The organism is Geobacillus sp. E263 (assembly GCF_007197795.1).
Classification (GTDB): Bacteria; Bacillota; Bacilli; order Bacillales; family Anoxybacillaceae; genus Parageobacillus_B; species Parageobacillus_B toebii.
The window spans coordinates 977,377-995,270 of the sequence record NZ_CP041632.1 but is presented as its reverse complement, the minus strand read 5'-3'; the positions used below and the strand labels follow the sequence as shown (position 1 = coordinate 995,270).

Sequence of the window (17,894 nt, the reverse complement as noted above, 5' to 3'; positions counted from 1 at the left end):
AGGCTATCCCAAAAAAGCGAAGAGACAGCCTTGTATACGATCTTCCTTACTTTTTATTATCGTCGATTTTTAAGATCGCCATAAACGCTTCCTGTGGAACTTCCACCGAGCCGATTTGCTTCATTCGTTTCTTTCCTTCTTTTTGTTTCTCAAGAAGCTTTCGTTTCCGTGATACGTCTCCACCGTAACATTTCGCCAAGACGTTTTTGCGCAACGCTTTAATCGTGGAGCGAGCGATAATTTTATTGCCGATTGCTGCTTGCACAGGCACTTCAAACTGTTGCCGAGGGATTACATCTTTCAATTTTTCTACAATCACTTTCCCACGTTCATAAGCAGAATCACGATGAACAATGAAAGAAAGCGCATCAATTTTTTCACCGTTAAGAAGAATATCCATTTTCACGAGTTTCGACGGTTTATAACCAATCAGTTCATAGTCAAACGATGCGTATCCTTTTGTGCTTGATTTTAGTGTATCAAAGAAATCGTACACAATTTCCGACAATGGAATTTCATAAATTAATGTTACTCGTTTTTCATCTAAATATTGCATATCAACAAAGTTGCCGCGTTTTCCTTGGCATAGCTCCATCACTGGCCCGACATAATCGTTCGGCACCATAATGGTTGCTTTTACATACGGCTCCTCGACATGATCGATTTTTTGTGGATCCGGCATATTGGACGGATTGTCCACCTGGACTTCCGTACCATCCGTTAAATATACTTTATATACAACGCTTGGCGCTGTTGTGATTAAATCAATGTTAAATTCGCGTTCAATGCGCTCTTGAATAATTTCCATATGCAATAATCCTAAAAAGCCGCATCGGAAGCCGAACCCAAGCGCTTGCGATGTTTCCGGTTCAAAGTGCAAAGCAGCATCGTTCAATTGCAATTTTTCTAACGCTTCGCGCAAATCGTTATAACGTGCCGTATCAATCGGATACATGCCGCAAAATACCATCGGATTTAGCTTACGGTATCCTGGCAGCGGTTCTGCTGCCGGATTTTCCGCATCGGTAATCGTATCACCGACGCGCGTATCGCTCACATTTTTAATGGACGCAGTTAAAAAGCCGACATCGCCCACCGTTAATTCATCGACCAGCTTCGGTTTCGGTGTAAACACACCGACTTCTGCCACTTCAAATTCTTTGCCTGTCGACATCATTTTAATTTTTTGCCCAGGCTTTACTGTTCCATCCATCACACGGATATAAGCAACTACACCGCGATATGAATCGTACAGCGAGTCAAAAATAAGCGCTTTTAACGGCGCGTCTGGATCACCGGACGGTGCTGGAATTTTTTCAACGATTTTTTCTAAAATTTCTTCGATGCCAATGCCGACCTTTGCAGAAGCAAGTACTGCTTCCGATGCGTCAAGCCCGATTACCTCTTCAATTTCTTGACGAACGCGTTCCGGATCGGCACTTGGCAAGTCAATTTTATTAATAACCGGCAAAATTTCCAAGTTATTATCCAACGCTAAATAAACGTTTGCCAGCGTCTGTGCTTCAATTCCTTGTGCTGCGTCGACGACAAGAATCGCCCCTTCGCAAGCGGCAAGGCTCCGCGACACCTCGTACGTAAAATCGACATGCCCAGGTGTATCGATTAAATGAAAAATATATTCTTCGCCATTTTTTGCTTTATACTTTAACTGAACAGCGTTCAGCTTAATCGTAATTCCGCGCTCCCGTTCCAATTCCATCGAATCTAGCGTTTGTTCTCTCATTTCCCGCTCCGAAAGCGCTCCGGTTTTTTCTAAAATGCGGTCTGCTAACGTCGATTTTCCATGATCTATATGAGCGATAATGGAAAAGTTGCGAATTCGATCGCGTCGTTTTAATCTCTCTTCCCGATTCATCATTTTCTCACTCCCACTATTTCCCGAAACTACACTAGCTTTGATTATAGCAACACAACAAGCAAGATTCAATGACATAGTTTTGCAAACTTTCATGATGATAAAGAAAAAACATTGGCGAAAATTTGTACTATTCCGCCAATGTTCTCACGCCATCTTTCTATTTATTTTTGATCACATAGAAACATGCCGATAACACGCTGTTTTCCTATCATTTTTCGAAAAAGGAAAGCACCTGTTCCATCAATGATCTTACCGCTCCGGCAAATTGTTTGCCAAGCTCGGAAAACAGATTGAATGTTTTCATATTTTCAATTTTTTCTTTCTTTTCTTGCAAATCTTCCGCCATCACTTTGTTTCCTAATACGGATGCTTCTACTTCTCCGTTTTTGCCTTTTGAAATATGAAATACAGAAGGCAGCGATGAATCATCATATCCTCTCATCTTTTGCAATCCTTCATTTGCCTGCTCCATGCCGAGCAACACTCCAAAAAAAAGAATCATCACCGCTAAAAAAAATTTAACCGTAAATTTAACCATACCACTCCGCTCCTTTACCGTTTTTCTGCCGGTGCGGGTGCTTGAACTTTTTGCGCTTGCCAATAATATTCGCTAAAAACATCGGCAACAGCAGATACAGACCGGAATAGCTCTTCAAACGTATTGTCGACTCCACCAAACTCAATTAAAATCGCATTTTCCGATAAATCTTGATTAAACTTTCCGTTCGTTTCCGCTCCTTTTTTTTCGATAATCCCGCGGCTCAGCCCAGGATATTTCTTTTGCAGCAAATGGTGGAGCTGTGTGGCAAGCTGCAAATTTTTTTCGTACTTCGCGTTTTCCCCTCCGATAATAAACGCAACGCGGGCATAATCCACTCCATTAATCGTAACGGTCGTATATTTCCGTCTTCGTGAATCACGGTGAATATCGATCAAATATTGCAAATCATGATTGCGGCTCATTGCTTCGACAACTGTTTTTCTAGACATATCGTACGCTTGGTAATATTTCATGCCTTTTTTCTGCAACTCTCCTACAATATCAATGGTGCTTACTTCCGCCCCAATTCCTCGTTTTTCCATCTCTTCCGCTAGTTTTTCTCCCACTTTTGTGACGTTTACCGTACGATGGAACGCTAAATCAGGATCTGTAACTCCTTTTAAGGCAGGCAAGTACGATTCACGTGTATGTGTATGATAAATATATACAACTTTTTTTCCTCCTGTCGTTTGGGACGGTGGAGGAATTTGTTTTTCATTATTCTTTTTGTCTGCTTCTTCCAAGTTCTCTAAAGAAGCTTGCCGTTCTGCTAGCATTACCTCCAGCGGCGGAGCAGATTCGTACGGCATGTTTGTATAATCCGTCCCTTCCCCTGCTACGATAATTTTGCTGTCATACAGCGCAAATCCCGGGAGCTCGCCGCCAAGCAAACTGCGCGGGTCGTCGGGGTTGATGCTTGTGGCCATGCGAAACAATAATGCTGAATAATTCGGCTTTTGCCGCTCCTTTGGCAACAGTTGCGAAAAATAATGATTTTCAAAACTAAATAAATGAATAAACGTTTCTTGTGAAAAATGGTTCGTCATATTGTTGACAGAGGAAGAAGAAATGCGGTATTCCGGTTTTAATGACGTAATCGCTCCTACTAGCATAAACATCATCATACATCCTAATACCGCTAAAATAATCACTTTTTTTAGACTCGCACCTTGTACCGTAACCATCATTTGCGGAGAACGCCACTTTTTCATGTTCTCACCCTTTCCCAGCTTGTCTACTAATTTAACGTATGGGCAAGCCGGGAAAGATAGAACTTCTTTTTTCTCTATTTTATTTCATTAATGTGTATAAGAACCGGTATTATCTTGATCAATTTGTTCATGCAATGCAGCATTTAATCCGCTCGCTAATAAATTTGCCATATCTTCAATAAACATATCGACTTCTTTCGGAGTAACCATTAAATTATGACCGAGTGGAGAAAGCACTTCATAAATGAGTCTGCGTTTTTCTTCTTCCTCTAATGTGCCGATTATGCCAAGAAATGTCGAACGTTGCTCCGTTGATGGCATATCTTCCTCTGTAAGCCTCTTTTTCTTGCCAAACGTCCATCCCGCTGGAGCGAGAGCACTAGACGGCCGCTTCCCTTCACGCATTTCCCTTCCAAAATGTTTTAAAATAAAATCGATCGTATCACTTGTAATCGATACAGCATCGACAACCGTTGGAACACCGATAGAAATAACAGGAATACCTAACGTTTCTTTACTTAATTCTTTTCGTTTATTCCCTACACCTGAACCTGGATGAATTCCCGTATCAGAAATTTGAATCGTTGCGTTGACCCGTTCAATCGATCGTGCCGCTAACGCATCAATGACGATCACAAAATCTGGTTTTGTTTTTTCCACAATTCCGTGAATAATATCGCTTGTTTCAATCCCTGTCGTCCCCATCACACCTGGAGCAATCGCGCTTACTGGACGAAATCCTTCTTCTACGCTCTCCGGCTGAAGATGAAATAAATGTCTTGTAATAAGTAGATTTTCCACCGTTAGCGGACCTAACGCATCCGGTGTCACATTCGAATTACCTAATCCTACAACAAGGCAGCTTGATTCTTTTCTAATGTCCAATTTTCGTAAAAATGCGTTGAACTCTTTTGCAAATATATCTTGTACTTTCTGTTGCAACTCCGTATTATGTTCACGAATTCCTTGTGCTTCAATGGTTAAATAATTTCCCGGTTTTTTACCAATCGATTTTGCTCCTTCTTCCGTTACTTCTACATGCGACAATTTAATCCCGTCTATTTCGCGATCGTGAATAATGACTCCTTCAATAGGGGAAGCGCTTTCCCTTTTTTGTTGGAGACGCTCTTCCACAGCTATTTCATGAGCTTCGATCGCTAAATCGGTTCGTACCGAATACATGCTTAAATCGATTGAGCGGTTCATATCGTTCCTCCTAAAACGTATCATTTTTCCTTTATTTTCACCGCTTTTTGCATTTTCCATTCGTTTTGCGCAAACATTTTCGCAATCAGTAAAGTATTTTTGCTTGAATACTCTTGCATAATTTAACCTCGTTTGATAGAATAACACTTGTTCTTACATGTCCTAATAACGGAAATGATCAACCAAGGACAGAGATGGCAAGATGACGGAGGTGAGAGAACGTGGCAAACATTAAATCTGCAATTAAACGTGCAAAAACAAGTGAAAAACGTCGCGCTCATAACGCTTCAATGAGATCTGCAATGCGTACGGCGATCAAAAAATTTGAAGCGTTTGTTGAATTAAAAGATGTGGAAAAAGCTCAAGAAGCATTCATCATTGCTTCCAAAAAATTAGACAAAGCAGTAACAAAAGGTCTTATTCATAAAAACACAGCAAGTCGCAAAAAATCCCGCTTAGCGAAAAAACTGAACAGCATTATTGCATCTTAAGAAAAACGACCTGGCAGCAGGTCGTTTTTCTTATTCTGATAAAATTGTCTCATTGGATATTGTTTGTGATCCCTTCATTCCATCTCATCAACAATAGCTCCATAACAAGCTGCCTGTCCATTGTTCCGCTCTTCATTTTATAGTCAGCCTCAGCAATTTGCCTCATCACTGTCGTAAGCTCTTCTTCCGAAAACAGTGCCGCTTGTCCCATGGCAAGTTTAATCCGAAACGGATGCACATTTAAGATGGAAGCAATTTGTTGTTGCCCATATCCTTTTGCCGCAAGCCATTTCACTTGATATAAAAGACGAAATTGACCGGCAAGAAGCGACAAAATTTTCAGCGGCTCTTCATTATTCTCCAGCAAGTCATAAAATACTTGCAGTGCATCATCGATTTGCCGTTTCGTCACTTTCTCCACTAATACAAACACATTTTGCTCCAACGTACGCGATACAAGCTTTTCGACGGTCTCTTGCTGAATCATTCCGCCTGGCCCAACGAACAAAATGAGCTTGTCCAATTCGTTCGCAAGTGTCATTAAATTCGTTCCTGCCAGCTTTAACAAAGTGTCAATCGCATGTTCTTCCACCATTACACCACTTTGTCCTGCTCTTTCTACAATCCATTCGCGCAGCTCTTTTTCGGCAAGCGGAGATGCGACAAAAACTTCCGCATGTTCCTTCATTAGCTTTGTTATTTTTTTGCGTTCATCTAGTTTTTCATACGGTCCAACGAAGACGACAATCGAAAAAGGGGAAGGGGACATTATGTACGATTCTAATTTTTTTAAGTCATGCTCCACTTCTTTTTCTTTCTCCGCTGTAAAAAAATAAGGATTTTTAATAAGAATCACTCGTTTTTCCCCTAAAAACGGAAATGTTTCCGCATCTTCTAGCGCAGTTTGCACAGGAGTATCTTCGCAATCGTACACAGATACATTAAATTCCCGCTCTTCTTCCGTTAATACCGTACGAACGAGAAGTTCATACGTTTCCGTTAATAAAAATGATTCGGTTCCATATAATAAATAAAGGGAAGACAAACGCCGTTTTTTAATTTTTCCCCAAAAGTCCACCACCATATTTCTCTTCTCCATTCTGTCTGCAGTCTTTCTATGTTGAAAAGATACAACGTTTTTCTTATTTTTACAAGGGAATCGGTTAGCGGGAAAACCGATTCCCCTTTATATAAACGTTGACAAATAAGTCCTAGGACCTTATTTGTCAACGGGTTATCTTTATCTTTTCCCGGTCGCAAAAAAGTATTTGTGTTAACTGTTGTCAATGAAGGAAATGAATAAGGAGGATATAGATTTTTTTTTCTTTTTCGTCTATACTAAAAATGATTGCACGAGGAGGGGTAAACGATGAACGTATTTGAAAAAGATGTACAATGCAAACGAAATGATGCTGTTGACTCTGCCGTTGGTTTTATCGTTTCATTCGGTTTTTTTGCAACAATGTTTATTATCGCAACATTGATTAAATTTTTCGGTTCGTGAAGAGATTGCTTACATAAGCAGTCTCTTTTCTTTATTAGTTATGCTATGGCAGCATGACGGAAAAGGTTCCACGATTTTTCGAATAAATATAGCGAATCGCGCCATGCTGGTCTGTCCGCAAAATAATGACATTCCTTTTCCGGAGCCGTTCGATAACATATGGGGAAGGATGATGGTAACGGTTATGTTTGCCGACGGAAATAAGTGCAATCTTCGGCTGTACTTTTTCTAAAAATAACTCTGTTGTAGACGTATCGCTCCCATGATGGGCCACTTTTAACACATCGGCTTCTAAGCGCGGAAAAACGCTGATTAACTCCCTTTCCCCCGTTTCCTCTAAATCACCCGTAAATAACCAGGATAATCCACCGAGCTTTGTATACAATACAATCGAATGGTTATTATCATCACGATGCGTTTTCCATGGATGAAGTACATAAAATGAAATTCCATCCTCTATCCATCTGTCACCCCTTGATATTTTCACCACTTCTATATTTTGTCGTTCAGCAAGTTGAACAAGTTTTTCTTGTATCGAATTTTTTGTTTCTCCTTTGCCAATGACCATTTGCTTTACAGAAAAATGCCGAATGATTTCTTCTGCCGCTCCAATATGGTCCAAATCTCCATGTGTCGCAATAAGTTTATCGATATATCTCACTCCGTTTGATTTTAAAAATGGAACGACAACGTCTTTTCCTACATCCCACTTCCGCTTTCGTTCCTGCCATGGCTGTCTTTGGTGTGGAAGTGTTCCTCCTGTGTCAATAAGATATACTCCTTTTCGATACGGCAATTCAATGTATATACAATCCCCTTGCCCGACATCGAGTAAAATGACCTCACCGTAACGATCCATATATGGGCTCCATGCATGAAGCGTAATAACGAAGGCGACCCATCCTATACTAAAGTAACGCCGCTTCTCCATTTGTACAAATGCAGCAAAAATCGCGGCCGCATAACAGATAAGAAAAAAGAAAGAAGGCCGGCCAAGAACGAGTGACAACGAATGGTTAGATGAGAAAAATGCAACAACATCGCTAGAGATTACGATAATTTTTTGCAACAGCCAAATAAAAGGAAAAGAAAGAAGCGAATGTATATAATGCGTGCCTACAGCTGCAAACGAAAGCGGCATAATGGCGAAGGAATAAAGCGGCACAAAAATAATATTTAGGGGAATGCTCCATAACGAAACTTCGAAAAAATAGTATAAAAGAAACGGAAGGGCGCTCAACTGGGCAATAAAAGCCGTAAAAAAGAGGCGCCAAAAGACAGAATCATGCGACAATATCATTTGGGAAGATAAAATAAGAGCAAATGTTACAATAAACGATAACTGAAATCCGACATCCCATAACATATACGGATCGAAAAGCAGCATCATGACTAGCGTTATACTTAATGCATCGAGCGGCGATAACTTCGATTTCCAGTAATCGGAAACTAAAAAGATCATTGCTGTAAAGGAGGCGCGAATAACGGAAGGAGAAGCACCTGTTAGCACAATATAAATGGGAAGGAAAATCAATAGGATTATCGTTGCCGTTTCCTTGGTGATAAAGCGAATCAATATGGAAAACATGGCTCCGACTAATAACGTGACATGCAACCCGGAAATGGCTAATAAATGGATTAATCCGAGTTTTTGGTATCCTTCCAAAAGCGTCTCGTCTAATTGCCCTCGTTCTCCGTATAAAAGCGCTTGGACAATTCCAACCGTTTCCGATGGAAAATGTGTTTCTACCGTGTGCAGCCCTTTTTCACGAAGCGAAAGAAGCCATTCATATAACGTTGGGGATGTGTTGTGGCAGTCTTGCAAGGAGATTGATTGGGGTTTGAGAATCCAATGAATATGATGAAATCGTAAATAACGACGATAATCGAAAGCATTAGGATTTCGCGGTAGCGCCGGACGTTCAAGCCTTCCCTTCACCGTGCATACTGCTTTAGGAGTTAAAGAAGAAAGCTCTTGTTTTTCCTGTGCCGATTTTATGTAGTAAATAAGCTGAAGCTTTTCTTTTCCCACTTTGACAATCGATTTTAGTTGATCCCCATCCACCGAAATGGGAGCAATAAAACGAATAGTAAATAACGTCATGTTGCCAGACAGTTTCGTCTTATTATGATGGTCGATATAAACGAAATACATACTGTAGATGAGCATTTTTCATTACAATAATTTCCATGGTTAGAGAGACAAACAGGGTACCCCTTACGCGATACGGAGCTGTTTTTTGATCACATCAATGGGAATATCTTGCTTTGCAGCGTCATAAATGAACTCGACGACACTGTGGTCTTTCCGCGACCGAAGAAGCTCCAGCCCGGTGGAGAGGTTTTGGCGGGATTCGGCGATGCTGTACACGCAGGCCAACAGCACCACCGCCCAATACCGTTTCACCGCCCGAATGTGGCGAACGCGGTATCCATCCAGCTTCAGTTGATCTTTCGCCTGCCGGAAAAAGCACTCGATCGTCCAACGCTGAGCATAGTAACGCAAGATGTCTTCGTCCCCGAGTTCCCGGTCGGTGCTCAAGATGCAATGAAGATGTTCCGGCGCCATCGGCTGATCCGCCTTCCAAGCCAGCAGCACCACCGCGTCATCGAGGCCATGGATGGCCCCCTCATAGCGATACACGCGATAACGCTCCTGCCCCACCGTGACGAGGCGGGTGTCTTTGGACTCGATATAGCGGGCAAACTGCTTGGCTTGGATGGCGATGCCTTTCGGGTAGAGAATCCGGTTCGTCTTGAGCATCGCGATGACATGGAATCCCTGTTTCAGACAGGCTTCGATGAGCTTCTTAGACGGATACCACGAATCCATGAGCACATACACCGGCTGAGCCCGCTTCACCTTGAGCGAGGAAAGCATCTCGATCGCCAGGTCGATCTTGCTTTTTCCCGCTTTCTTGTCATACAGGCGGAACGCAAATGGGAACGCCTGCGTGAAGGTGTGCACCATCAGCCAAACGAGCGAATGCCCCCAGACCGATTGATGATCTTTATGCGAGTAGTGCCAGTCGCACCCTTGAATGGCGTGCACAGCCCGTGACGAAGGCTTTGTTTTTTGGCAAATCGTATCATCAATCGAAACAAAAAGGGGTTGATTCTTCCGTTTGGCCAGTCGTTCGACCTGGGAAAGGATCCACTCTTGAAGCTTCCCAAGCAGCCTTTCCTCGTTCCAAGGGCTTTTCGTGAAAAAGTGACTGAGCGTCGTTCGATGATTCGGATGAAAGCTCCAGTAATGAATATCAGTCAATGTTCCCGAGAATCCCTTGGTGGTCAAGGCATCGACAATATGAATGAGATGCTTGATGACCGGTTTGGAAAGCTGCAGCGTCAACCCCAGCGTGAAGAAAAACTTGTGGATTCCTTGGTGATGTGCTAATCTATTCATGAGACATGAACCTCCTTGTGGATAGTTGGTGGTACATCTATTCTAACCAAGGAATCGGGTTCATGTCTCCTTTTTTGTTTAGTTGTCAATTTATGTCAGTGAATTTGCTCATCTACAGTACATATAAAAAAGGCAAATCGTTATGATAGAAAAAAGAAAGAGGCGCCTTTTTCGCGTGAAAAGAAATATAGCATACAGCACGATAAACACCAAAGAAATGTTTGGCCTCCCGCACCCAGCTATGATCCCAAAAACAGCAGCAAGCGCTATATAAACAATATTCCCCCGCATGGTTTGCGCCCCTTTCCGTAGGCGTGATTTATTATTTTTGCAGAAGTGACAATATTTCTTTATTAAATGGTACGTGTTCTACCCGGACTTTCGCTTGTTCAAAAAGTTCAAGCGCATACGGATGATTTTTGTAATCTTGCGCATAATATACAGCGCGAATTCCGCTTTGAATAATCGCCTTACAGCAATGTAGACAAGGAAAATGAGTTACGTACATTTCTGCTCCTTCTGTCGGTACGCCAAATTTCGCACATTGAATAATCGCATTCATTTCCGCATGGATGGTGCGAACACAATGCCCGTCAATAACATAACATCCCTCATCAATGCAATGAGCGCCGCCGGCAATGGAACCGTTATATCCCCCGGCAATAATTCGTTTATCTCGGACAATGGTGGCGCCAACCGCCAATCGTGTACAAGTGCTGCGCAATGCCAACAAATGGCTTTGTGCCATAAAATATTGATCCCATGTAATCCGTTCCATACTTCCTCCCCCGCTTGTCCATCGCAAATTGATTTTTCCTTCAGAAAGTGCACATATTTTTAGTGTAATGGGCGAGCCAGCAAAGCGTCAACGACATTATGGCACAACAATGTGTTCTTTTATTTTTTCCAACGTCTTTTCTCCAATGCCTGTAACATTTAATAAATCTTCTGCTTTTTGAAACGGTCCATGCTCTTCGCGATAGGCAATAATGGCTGCCGCTTTAGTCGGTCCAATTCCCGGAAGTTGCAATATTTCTTCCTCCGATGCTGTATTAATATAAATTTTCATGGAATCATTAGAGGAAACAACAGAAGAATCTATGGAAGGAATGTTCGTCTCCCCGCGTTCCGGTACATAAATCATCATTTCATCATGTACTTTTGCCGCCAAATTGACCTTTGTTTGATCCGCTTCTTTTGTAAATCCGCCAGCCATTGCTACCACATCATTGACACGCGCCGTATCCTTTATTTCGTATACTCCCGGTTGGGCAACTGCTCCCTTTATATCGACAATAATTGTTTTGGATTGCACTTTCTCTTCCTTTTTCTCCGATACTTCCATCATCATTTGTTCCGAAGCTAGTATAGAACCTTGTTCCTTTTCGATCATTTCATTGTTTCTAAATAAAATGACCACCGCAACGATGAACACTGCCAAGAGCAGAATATACCATCGTTTGTCATACTTTTTTATTGCTTCCCACATGTCCATCATCCTTTCAAATTAGTCATAAAATAAAGAAAACGCTCATACATATCGTTGAAAAGACTATACGTACTGCAATCAGGGAGGGGGGAGTGAAGCATGGAAATCGGAATGATTGGGACAGGAAATATGGGAAGGATTTTAATTGAAGCGTTTCTTGAATCTGGTTCCGTCAAAGAAGACCAGCTTATTATCACGAATCGTACGTTAGAAAAAGCGCTCGACATCCAGCGCCGCTATCCGGGCATATATGTTGCTGCCAGCGCGGAAGAAGTGGTACAGAAGGCAACGATTGTGTTTTTATGTGTAAAACCGTTAGATATTCACCCCCTTTTGCAACAATTGTCTTCCTTTTGGACAAAGGAACATTGTCTTGTATCGATTACAAGCCCGATTAGTGTACAACAACTTGAAGCTGCCGTCCCTTGCCACGTAGTGCGCGTTATTCCAAGCATTACAAACCGGGCGTTTGCTGGAAGCACGCTAATCACGGTTGGACAGCGCTGTTCTTCACACTATCAAAACTATATAGAAACGCTATTTCGTCAAATTTCTGCTCCTTGCTATATTAATGATGAAATTACGCGAATCGCTTCTGATATCGCTAGTTGTGGTCCCGCTTTTTTTAGCTATTTGCTTCAACGATTTATTGAGGCAGCCGCCGCAAAAACATCGATTACAAAAGAACAAGCAACAGAATTGACAAGCAATATGATTATTGGATTAGGGGAATTATTGAAAAAGAATCTTTATACACTTCCAACACTGCGAGAAAAAGTTTGCGTGAAAGGCGGTATTACTGGAGAAGGAATTGCGGTGCTTGAAAAAGAAATCGAAGGGGTATTTGAACGCGTATTTGATAAAACACATGAAAAATTTAAAGATGACATCGAAAAAATAAAAAAGCAATTCGGTAGTTAATTATTCGTTAAAAAAAGAAAAAATCCTGCTTAGCAACAAAAAATGTTTTATTCCGTACCGAAGTCAAAATCAATCAATAGCTTTTCTGCCGAAGCCAGCGTGTAATCGCTTTAACGGGCTTTGGCAGAAAAGCATAAAGATTTAAAAAGAGGGAAGCGCCGCTGTTTTTCATTTTTTCGCAACAAAGAAAACACGTTCCGACGTTTCGCTTGGCGCTTCATCTGTAAAATCCGCGGTTATTTCCAGCACTGTAAATCCCGCTTCCGTCAGCCATTGTTTATACTGATCAATCTCATAGGTGCACTGTCGATGCAGTTCATCATGCCGTTCATATTTTCCATCATCGCCACGGACGAAAAACGTTAATTCATGCTCAACGCTATGCGGCAACGAAAACGGATAGCAAGACCAAATATAACTGATTTCCTCGTCATTGCTTGTAAATATCGCATCTTGAAAAATATGATCCATTTTATACGTTGAATGAACGTCAAATAACAATAAACCGTCTTCTTTTAACAGTTCATAAATGCGGGAAAAAGTTTGCCGAACTTCACTTTCTTCTAATAAATAGTTGAGTGAATCGCAAAAAATAGTGACACAATCAAACGACGAAAATCCTTCTAATTCCGTCATATTTTGTTGAAAAAATTCAATGGTAACCTGTTGAGCTTCCGCTTTCGCTTGTGCAATAGCGAGCATATTTTCAGACAAATCGACACCTGTGACCAAAAATCCTTCTTTCGCCAATCGAACAGCTAATTCTCCTGTGCCACATCCGACATCAAGAATGCGTTTTGCACCTTGGCGTCCATATTGCTTTAGCTTTTTTTGCACAAACGACTGCCATGCATCATATGGTGCTTCATTCATTAATGTGTCGTACCAATAAGCAAATGACTCATACGTCATTGCTGCAACACGCTCTCCACATCTTCCAACGGTGCATCTCCCCATAAACGTTCTAAATTGTAATAATTGCGTTCCTCTTTATCAAAAATATGGGCGACGATATCGCCTAAATCGACTAAAACCCATTTTGCCTCATGAAACCCTTCTACCCGTTTCACCGGAATATGGTGTTCCTCTGCTTTCTCTTTTATTTCCCGCGCAATCGCTTGTACTTGTTTCTCCGAATTTCCATGACAAATCACAAAATAATCAGCGACAAGAGAAATTCCTTTCATATTTAGGACAACGATATTTTCCGCTTTTTTGTCATCGGCTGCTCGAACAACCAATTGCAATATTTCCTGTTCTGTCATTCTTCACATTCCCCCTTTATTTCCATCATCAACGAATTATATGTGTGAATCGTGTCTGGATAAATGAGCTGATTTTTTTTCAACAAAAATTGAATAGTGTTTTGCAACGCTTTTATTAACGCCTTGTTCAAATCTTGTTTTGCAAGATCACGTACTTCGTCTACCCCTGGAAATATACGTCCAGGCTCAATATAATCGGCAAGATAAATAATTTTTTCCAATAATGTCATGTTTGCCCGTCCTGATGTATGATAACGAATCGCGTTTAATATATCTTCATCTTCGATTCCAACTTCCGTCCTTACTAAGTAAGCACCGACTGGAGCATGCCAAAGTTCCGAGTTGTAAGAAAGCAAGTCTTTTGGCATATTTTGCTCTAAAATGATTTGTTTCATTTCTTCTTTCGGACGGAACTTCGCATAGTCATGAAAAATAGCCGCCAATTCCGCTTTTTTCACATCCGCTCCATACTGCTCCGCAAGCTCGATTGCCGTTTCCATAACGCCAATTGTATGTTGATAGCGATGTTCTGTCAATTGTTTTTTAACGAGAGTTAACGCTTTTTCTCGCTCCATATAGCTTTCTCTCCTCAATATAAAGTCTTACACATTCCGGCACTAAATATCGGATTGTTTGTCCTTTTCTTACCCGATCACGAATCATCGAAGAAGATACCGCAAATTGCGGCACTTCTACTTCCATAATCGGATAAGATGTTTCAGTGGAGAACCCAGGCCGCTTTACACCCACAAATGTTACTAGCTGGATCAGTTCAGCAATTTTATACCAGTGTGGCAAATATTCCACCATATCTGCACCGATAATAAAATAAAACTCATGATCTGGGTGCATAGAAAGCAGTTGACGAATTGTATCATACGTATACGACGGTCCTTCTCTTTCTAGTTCAATCGTTTCCACATGAAAACGCGGATGGTCAGCAATTGCTAATTCAAGCATGCGCAAGCGATCTTCGCTTTTTGTCACTTGTTCATGTTGTTTATGTGGAGGGATGCGGTTCGGCATAAACCAAATTTCTGACAACTGAAGAGCATGCAGCACTTCATTCGCCATTAATAAATGCCCGTAATGCGGTGGATCAAATGTCCCTCCAAAAATCCCGATTTTTCTCATATTTTCTTCCCTCCGCCATGCATATGCGCAACTTTGCCGTTTAGCGCGGTAACACAATTTGCTTATTTTCTTTTGACTCCTTATACAATACAATGGTATTCCCAATTACTTGTACAAGTTCCGCGCCCGCTCCTTGTGCAAGTTGCTCGGCGACAACATGGCGATCTTCCTCACAATTTTGCAGCACGCTCACTTTAATAAGCTCACGCGCTTCGAGCGCATCGATAATTTGCTTAATCATATTTTCATTAACTCCGCCTTTTCCAACTTGAAAAATTGGTTTCAAATGATGGGCTTTCGCCCGCAAAAAACGTTTTTGTTTTCCTGTTAACATATGTTATGTTACCCCCTAAGCTGTTCGATCACTATTTTTTTCATACGTTGGACATCCGGGAATATTCCTGTCCATTTTTCAAATGCTAACGCCCCTTGATATACAAACATCCCGACTCCATTTTGGATAATTCCATTTCTTTTTCGTGCTTCCTTCAACCATTTTGTCTCTAATGGATTGTAAATAATATCAGAAACGATCGTTCCTTCTTTCATATTTGCAAGAGAAAGCGGCATTTCTTCCATATTAGGGTACATTCCAACAGACGTCGTATTAATGAGAATATCATATTCTCCTAAACGCTCTTCCGCTTCATTTAACGAGTATACAACTGATGAAACAGAAGCATTACATTCATCAATAAGCTGTTTTGCTTTGGATACCGTTCGATTGCAAATATCGATTTGTTTTGCACCGCGATCGGCAAGAGAAACGTAAATGCCTCTTGCTGCTCCACCAGCTCCAATAAGCAAAATGCGCTTTTCTTTTATATCGACGTTTATTTCTTCCTCTAGCGCCCGAACATATCCAGGACCATCTGTATTATAGCCGATCAATCGTCCATTTCTATTCACGATCGTATTGACCGCACCGATGCGGCGCGCTGTTGGATCCACCTCATCGAGCAATGGCATCACCGCTGTTTTATGAGGAATCGTTACATTTACCCCCGAAATGCCAAGGGCCCTTACCCCGGCAATAGCATCCTTCAAGCGTTCCGGCTCTACATGAAATGCATGGTAGTGTGCGGCAATGTTCATGTTTTGAAATGCATCATTATGCATAATTGGCGATAGGGAATGGTGAACAGGGCAACCAAATAACGCATATAATTTTTCCATTTTCTCTTCTCCCCTATTTTACTTACAAAAGAATTAAATCAATGATTTCCTTATTAAGATGTCGACTCCCTTTGGTGCATACGCAACCACTTGCGCTCCTGGTTCGTTGCATGTCACCCAACCAAGTCCGGAAAATACAATGTCTGTCTTTCTTTCTTTTATGGTGAATGTATGCGCCTCTAATGGCGGGAATTGGTCGATATAATGTTTGCGCGGAGGAGAAAGAAGTTCACCTAATTGATTGGCATATAACGCATCCGCTTTTTCTAACTTCGTCCGATGAATGAGCAGCTCATTGGAGAAATAACATACAAAAGACCGTCTTCCCCCTTTTATATAATCAAGCCGGGCGAGCCCCCCGAAAAATAACGTTTGTTGTTCATTCAGCTGATACACTTTCGGATGGATTTCTCGCTTTGGAGTGATGATTTTTAAATCTTTTTTGTCCACAAAGTGCGCCATTTGATGGTGATTAATAATTCCCGGCGTATCATAAATCGCCGCTCCATCATCTAATGGAATTTCGATCATATCCAACGTCGTTCCCGGAAAATAGGATGTTGTAATTACATTTCCTTTCCCCGTTGCCTCTTGAATAATACGATTAATAAACGTTGATTTTCCAACATTCGTACAGCCAACCACATAAACGTCTTTCCCAAACCGATATTTTTCAATCGCCTCCATTACTTTCGCCATTCCGATTCCTTTGACAGCGCTCACTAAACATATGTCAATTGGCTTCAAGCCGAGATCGCTTGCCGATTGTTTCATCCAATGAATAAGCTTTGGATATTTCACCGATTTTGGAAGCAAGTCCACTTTATTGCCAACGAGCAAAATCGGGTTGTTCGCAACAAACCGATGCAATCCTGGAAGCCAGCTTCCATTGAAATCAAAAATATCCACAATTTTTACGACAAGTGCTTCCGACTGTCCGATGCGGTGTAAAATTTTTAAAAAGTCATCATCTGTCAGTGCTACATCTTGCACTTCGTTATAGTGCTTTAAGCGAAAGCAGCGTTGACAAATGACTTCTTCTTTTTCTTTTTCTAAAACGCTTTTTGGTGCATACCCAGGTTTTGTCTCATCTTCCGATTGAATTAGCGCTCCACAGCCAATGCAGCGAATTTGTTGTTCCACCATCATTCCTCCCAATAAATCATGCCTTTTTTACGCATCATATTTAAAATTATCCGTTCTATCTTTCGGTTCAATCGAGTCCAAAGCCCATCTGTCTGCGCAACCGGTACAACTAAAATGGTATTTAATCCTAACCGGTTTCCTCCAAACACATCGGTTAGCAATTGATCACCGATGACAACAACTTCATCTTTCCTCAATTGCATCATCGATAACGCTTTTTGGAAAGCGCTTGTCAGCGGCTTCCGTGCTTCGAAAATAAACGGAATGCCAAGCGGTTCCGCGAAAGATTGCACCCGCTTTTTATTATTATTCGATACGATGATCACCTTAATGCCCTCTTGCTTCATATTCTCAAACCACTCCATTAGCTCCGGAGGGGCGCTTGGACGATCCCACTCGACAAGCGTATTATCTAAATCTGTAATGATTCCTTTAATTCCTTTTTCTTTTAACTCACTAGGAGTAATATCCAGTACACGTTTGACAAACTGGCTTGGCAAAAAATAATGAAGCATATCCATCACC

General features: G+C 41.4%; 20 protein-coding genes. 3 read left to right on the top strand and 17 right to left on the bottom strand.

What is annotated here, in order from left to right; genetic code table 11:
* Positions 1-46: 46 nt before the first annotated feature.
* From lepA to gpr, 4 genes are all read right to left on the bottom strand, one after another.
* Positions 47-1,879: a translation elongation factor 4 gene (gene lepA / locus FNL97_RS05045; RefSeq protein ID WP_143415159.1), complete on the bottom strand. Its 1,833-nt coding sequence runs from the start codon at positions 1,877-1,879 to the stop codon at positions 47-49.
* A 208-nt stretch (positions 1,880-2,087) separates the two neighbouring features.
* Positions 2,088-2,417, bottom strand: a complete 330-nt coding sequence (locus tag FNL97_RS05040) for a YqxA family protein (RefSeq protein ID WP_015864552.1) — start codon at positions 2,415-2,417, stop codon at positions 2,088-2,090.
* A gap of 14 nt (positions 2,418-2,431) precedes the next feature.
* Positions 2,432-3,631 carry a stage II sporulation protein P gene (gene spoIIP / locus FNL97_RS05035; protein ID WP_015864553.1) on the bottom strand — a complete coding sequence of 400 codons (1,200 nt, stop codon included), beginning with the start codon at positions 3,629-3,631 and terminating at the stop codon, positions 2,432-2,434.
* A gap of 87 nt (positions 3,632-3,718) precedes the next feature.
* A complete protein-coding gene (gpr, locus tag FNL97_RS05030; protein WP_015864554.1) occupies positions 3,719-4,837 on the bottom strand; it encodes a GPR endopeptidase in 1,119 nt (372 codons plus the stop codon).
* Positions 4,838-5,058: 221 nt separating this feature from the next.
* Here gpr and rpsT point away from each other — a divergent pair, with 221 nt between their 5' ends.
* Positions 5,059-5,328 carry a 30S ribosomal protein S20 gene (gene rpsT, locus FNL97_RS05025; protein ID WP_015864556.1) on the top strand — a complete coding sequence of 90 codons (270 nt, stop codon included), beginning with the start codon at positions 5,059-5,061 and terminating at the stop codon, positions 5,326-5,328.
* A 49-nt stretch (positions 5,329-5,377) separates the two neighbouring features.
* Here the strand turns inward: rpsT and holA are convergent, their stop codons facing one another.
* Complete coding sequence (gene holA / locus FNL97_RS05020; protein WP_015864557.1) at positions 5,378-6,412, bottom strand: DNA polymerase III subunit delta; 1,035 nt, start codon at positions 6,410-6,412, stop codon at positions 5,378-5,380.
* Positions 6,413-6,697: 285 nt separating this feature from the next.
* Here holA and FNL97_RS05015 point away from each other — a divergent pair, with 285 nt between their 5' ends.
* Positions 6,698-6,832: a YqzM family protein gene (locus FNL97_RS05015; protein ID WP_015864558.1), complete on the top strand. Its 135-nt coding sequence runs from the start codon at positions 6,698-6,700 to the stop codon at positions 6,830-6,832.
* Between the two features lie 43 nt (positions 6,833-6,875).
* On the opposite strand, the gene FNL97_RS05010 is transcribed toward FNL97_RS05015, so the two are convergent.
* The 4 genes from FNL97_RS05010 to FNL97_RS04995 form a co-directional block, all read right to left on the bottom strand.
* On the bottom strand, positions 6,876-9,002 hold the full coding sequence (locus FNL97_RS05010; protein ID WP_286173487.1) for a DNA internalization-related competence protein ComEC/Rec2: 2,127 nt from the start codon (positions 9,000-9,002) through the stop codon (positions 6,876-6,878).
* Between the two features lie 48 nt (positions 9,003-9,050).
* Complete coding sequence (locus FNL97_RS05005; RefSeq protein WP_012748853.1) at positions 9,051-10,238, bottom strand: IS701 family transposase; 1,188 nt, start codon at positions 10,236-10,238, stop codon at positions 9,051-9,053.
* Between the two features lie 322 nt (positions 10,239-10,560).
* Positions 10,561-11,016 carry a ComE operon protein 2 gene (locus FNL97_RS05000; protein WP_015864560.1) on the bottom strand — a complete coding sequence of 152 codons (456 nt, stop codon included), beginning with the start codon at positions 11,014-11,016 and terminating at the stop codon, positions 10,561-10,563.
* Positions 11,017-11,112: 96 nt separating this feature from the next.
* Positions 11,113-11,727 carry a helix-hairpin-helix domain-containing protein gene (locus FNL97_RS04995; protein WP_015864561.1) on the bottom strand — a complete coding sequence of 205 codons (615 nt, stop codon included), beginning with the start codon at positions 11,725-11,727 and terminating at the stop codon, positions 11,113-11,115.
* 99 nt (positions 11,728-11,826) lie between these two features.
* On the opposite strand from FNL97_RS04995, the gene comER reads away from it, so the two are divergent.
* A complete protein-coding gene (gene comER, locus FNL97_RS04990; protein ID WP_015864562.1) occupies positions 11,827-12,648 on the top strand; it encodes a late competence protein ComER in 822 nt (273 codons plus the stop codon).
* A gap of 168 nt (positions 12,649-12,816) precedes the next feature.
* Here the strand turns inward: comER and FNL97_RS04985 are convergent, their stop codons facing one another.
* Genes FNL97_RS04985 through FNL97_RS04950 form a run of 8 tightly spaced genes read right to left on the bottom strand, consistent with a single transcriptional unit; the run spans position 12,817 to position 17,884 of the window.
* On the bottom strand, positions 12,817-13,560 hold the full coding sequence (locus FNL97_RS04985; RefSeq protein ID WP_143415158.1) for a class I SAM-dependent DNA methyltransferase: 744 nt from the start codon (positions 13,558-13,560) through the stop codon (positions 12,817-12,819).
* Positions 13,557-13,913, bottom strand: coding sequence for a ribosome silencing factor (rsfS, locus tag FNL97_RS04980; RefSeq protein ID WP_015864564.1), 357 nt, complete (start codon positions 13,911-13,913; stop codon positions 13,557-13,559). The genes FNL97_RS04985 and rsfS overlap by 4 nt, the downstream gene beginning before the upstream one ends.
* The gene (gene yqeK / locus FNL97_RS04975; protein WP_015864565.1) at positions 13,910-14,488 is read right to left on the bottom strand and encodes a bis(5'-nucleosyl)-tetraphosphatase (symmetrical) YqeK; all 579 of its coding nucleotides are present in this window, start codon (positions 14,486-14,488) and stop codon (positions 13,910-13,912) included. Before yqeK ends, rsfS begins: the two co-directional genes overlap by 4 nt.
* Entirely contained in the window at positions 14,457-15,047 is a 591-nt protein-coding gene (locus FNL97_RS04970) for a nicotinate-nucleotide adenylyltransferase (protein ID WP_143415157.1), read from the bottom strand. Before FNL97_RS04970 ends, yqeK begins: the two co-directional genes overlap by 32 nt.
* Positions 15,048-15,087: 40 nt before the next feature.
* The gene (gene yhbY / locus FNL97_RS04965; protein ID WP_015864567.1) at positions 15,088-15,381 is read right to left on the bottom strand and encodes a ribosome assembly RNA-binding protein YhbY; all 294 of its coding nucleotides are present in this window, start codon (positions 15,379-15,381) and stop codon (positions 15,088-15,090) included.
* A gap of 8 nt (positions 15,382-15,389) precedes the next feature.
* Positions 15,390-16,223 (bottom strand): shikimate dehydrogenase, encoded by an 834-nt coding sequence (gene aroE, locus FNL97_RS04960; RefSeq protein WP_062677195.1) that lies wholly within the window; start codon positions 16,221-16,223, stop codon positions 15,390-15,392.
* 33 nt (positions 16,224-16,256) lie between these two features.
* Positions 16,257-17,369, bottom strand: a complete 1,113-nt coding sequence (gene yqeH, locus FNL97_RS04955; RefSeq protein ID WP_216368231.1) for a ribosome biogenesis GTPase YqeH — start codon at positions 17,367-17,369, stop codon at positions 16,257-16,259.
* The gene (locus tag FNL97_RS04950; protein ID WP_143415156.1) at positions 17,369-17,884 is read right to left on the bottom strand and encodes a YqeG family HAD IIIA-type phosphatase; all 516 of its coding nucleotides are present in this window, start codon (positions 17,882-17,884) and stop codon (positions 17,369-17,371) included. The genes yqeH and FNL97_RS04950 overlap by 1 nt, the downstream gene beginning before the upstream one ends.
* Between the last annotated feature and the right edge of the window lie 10 nt (positions 17,885-17,894).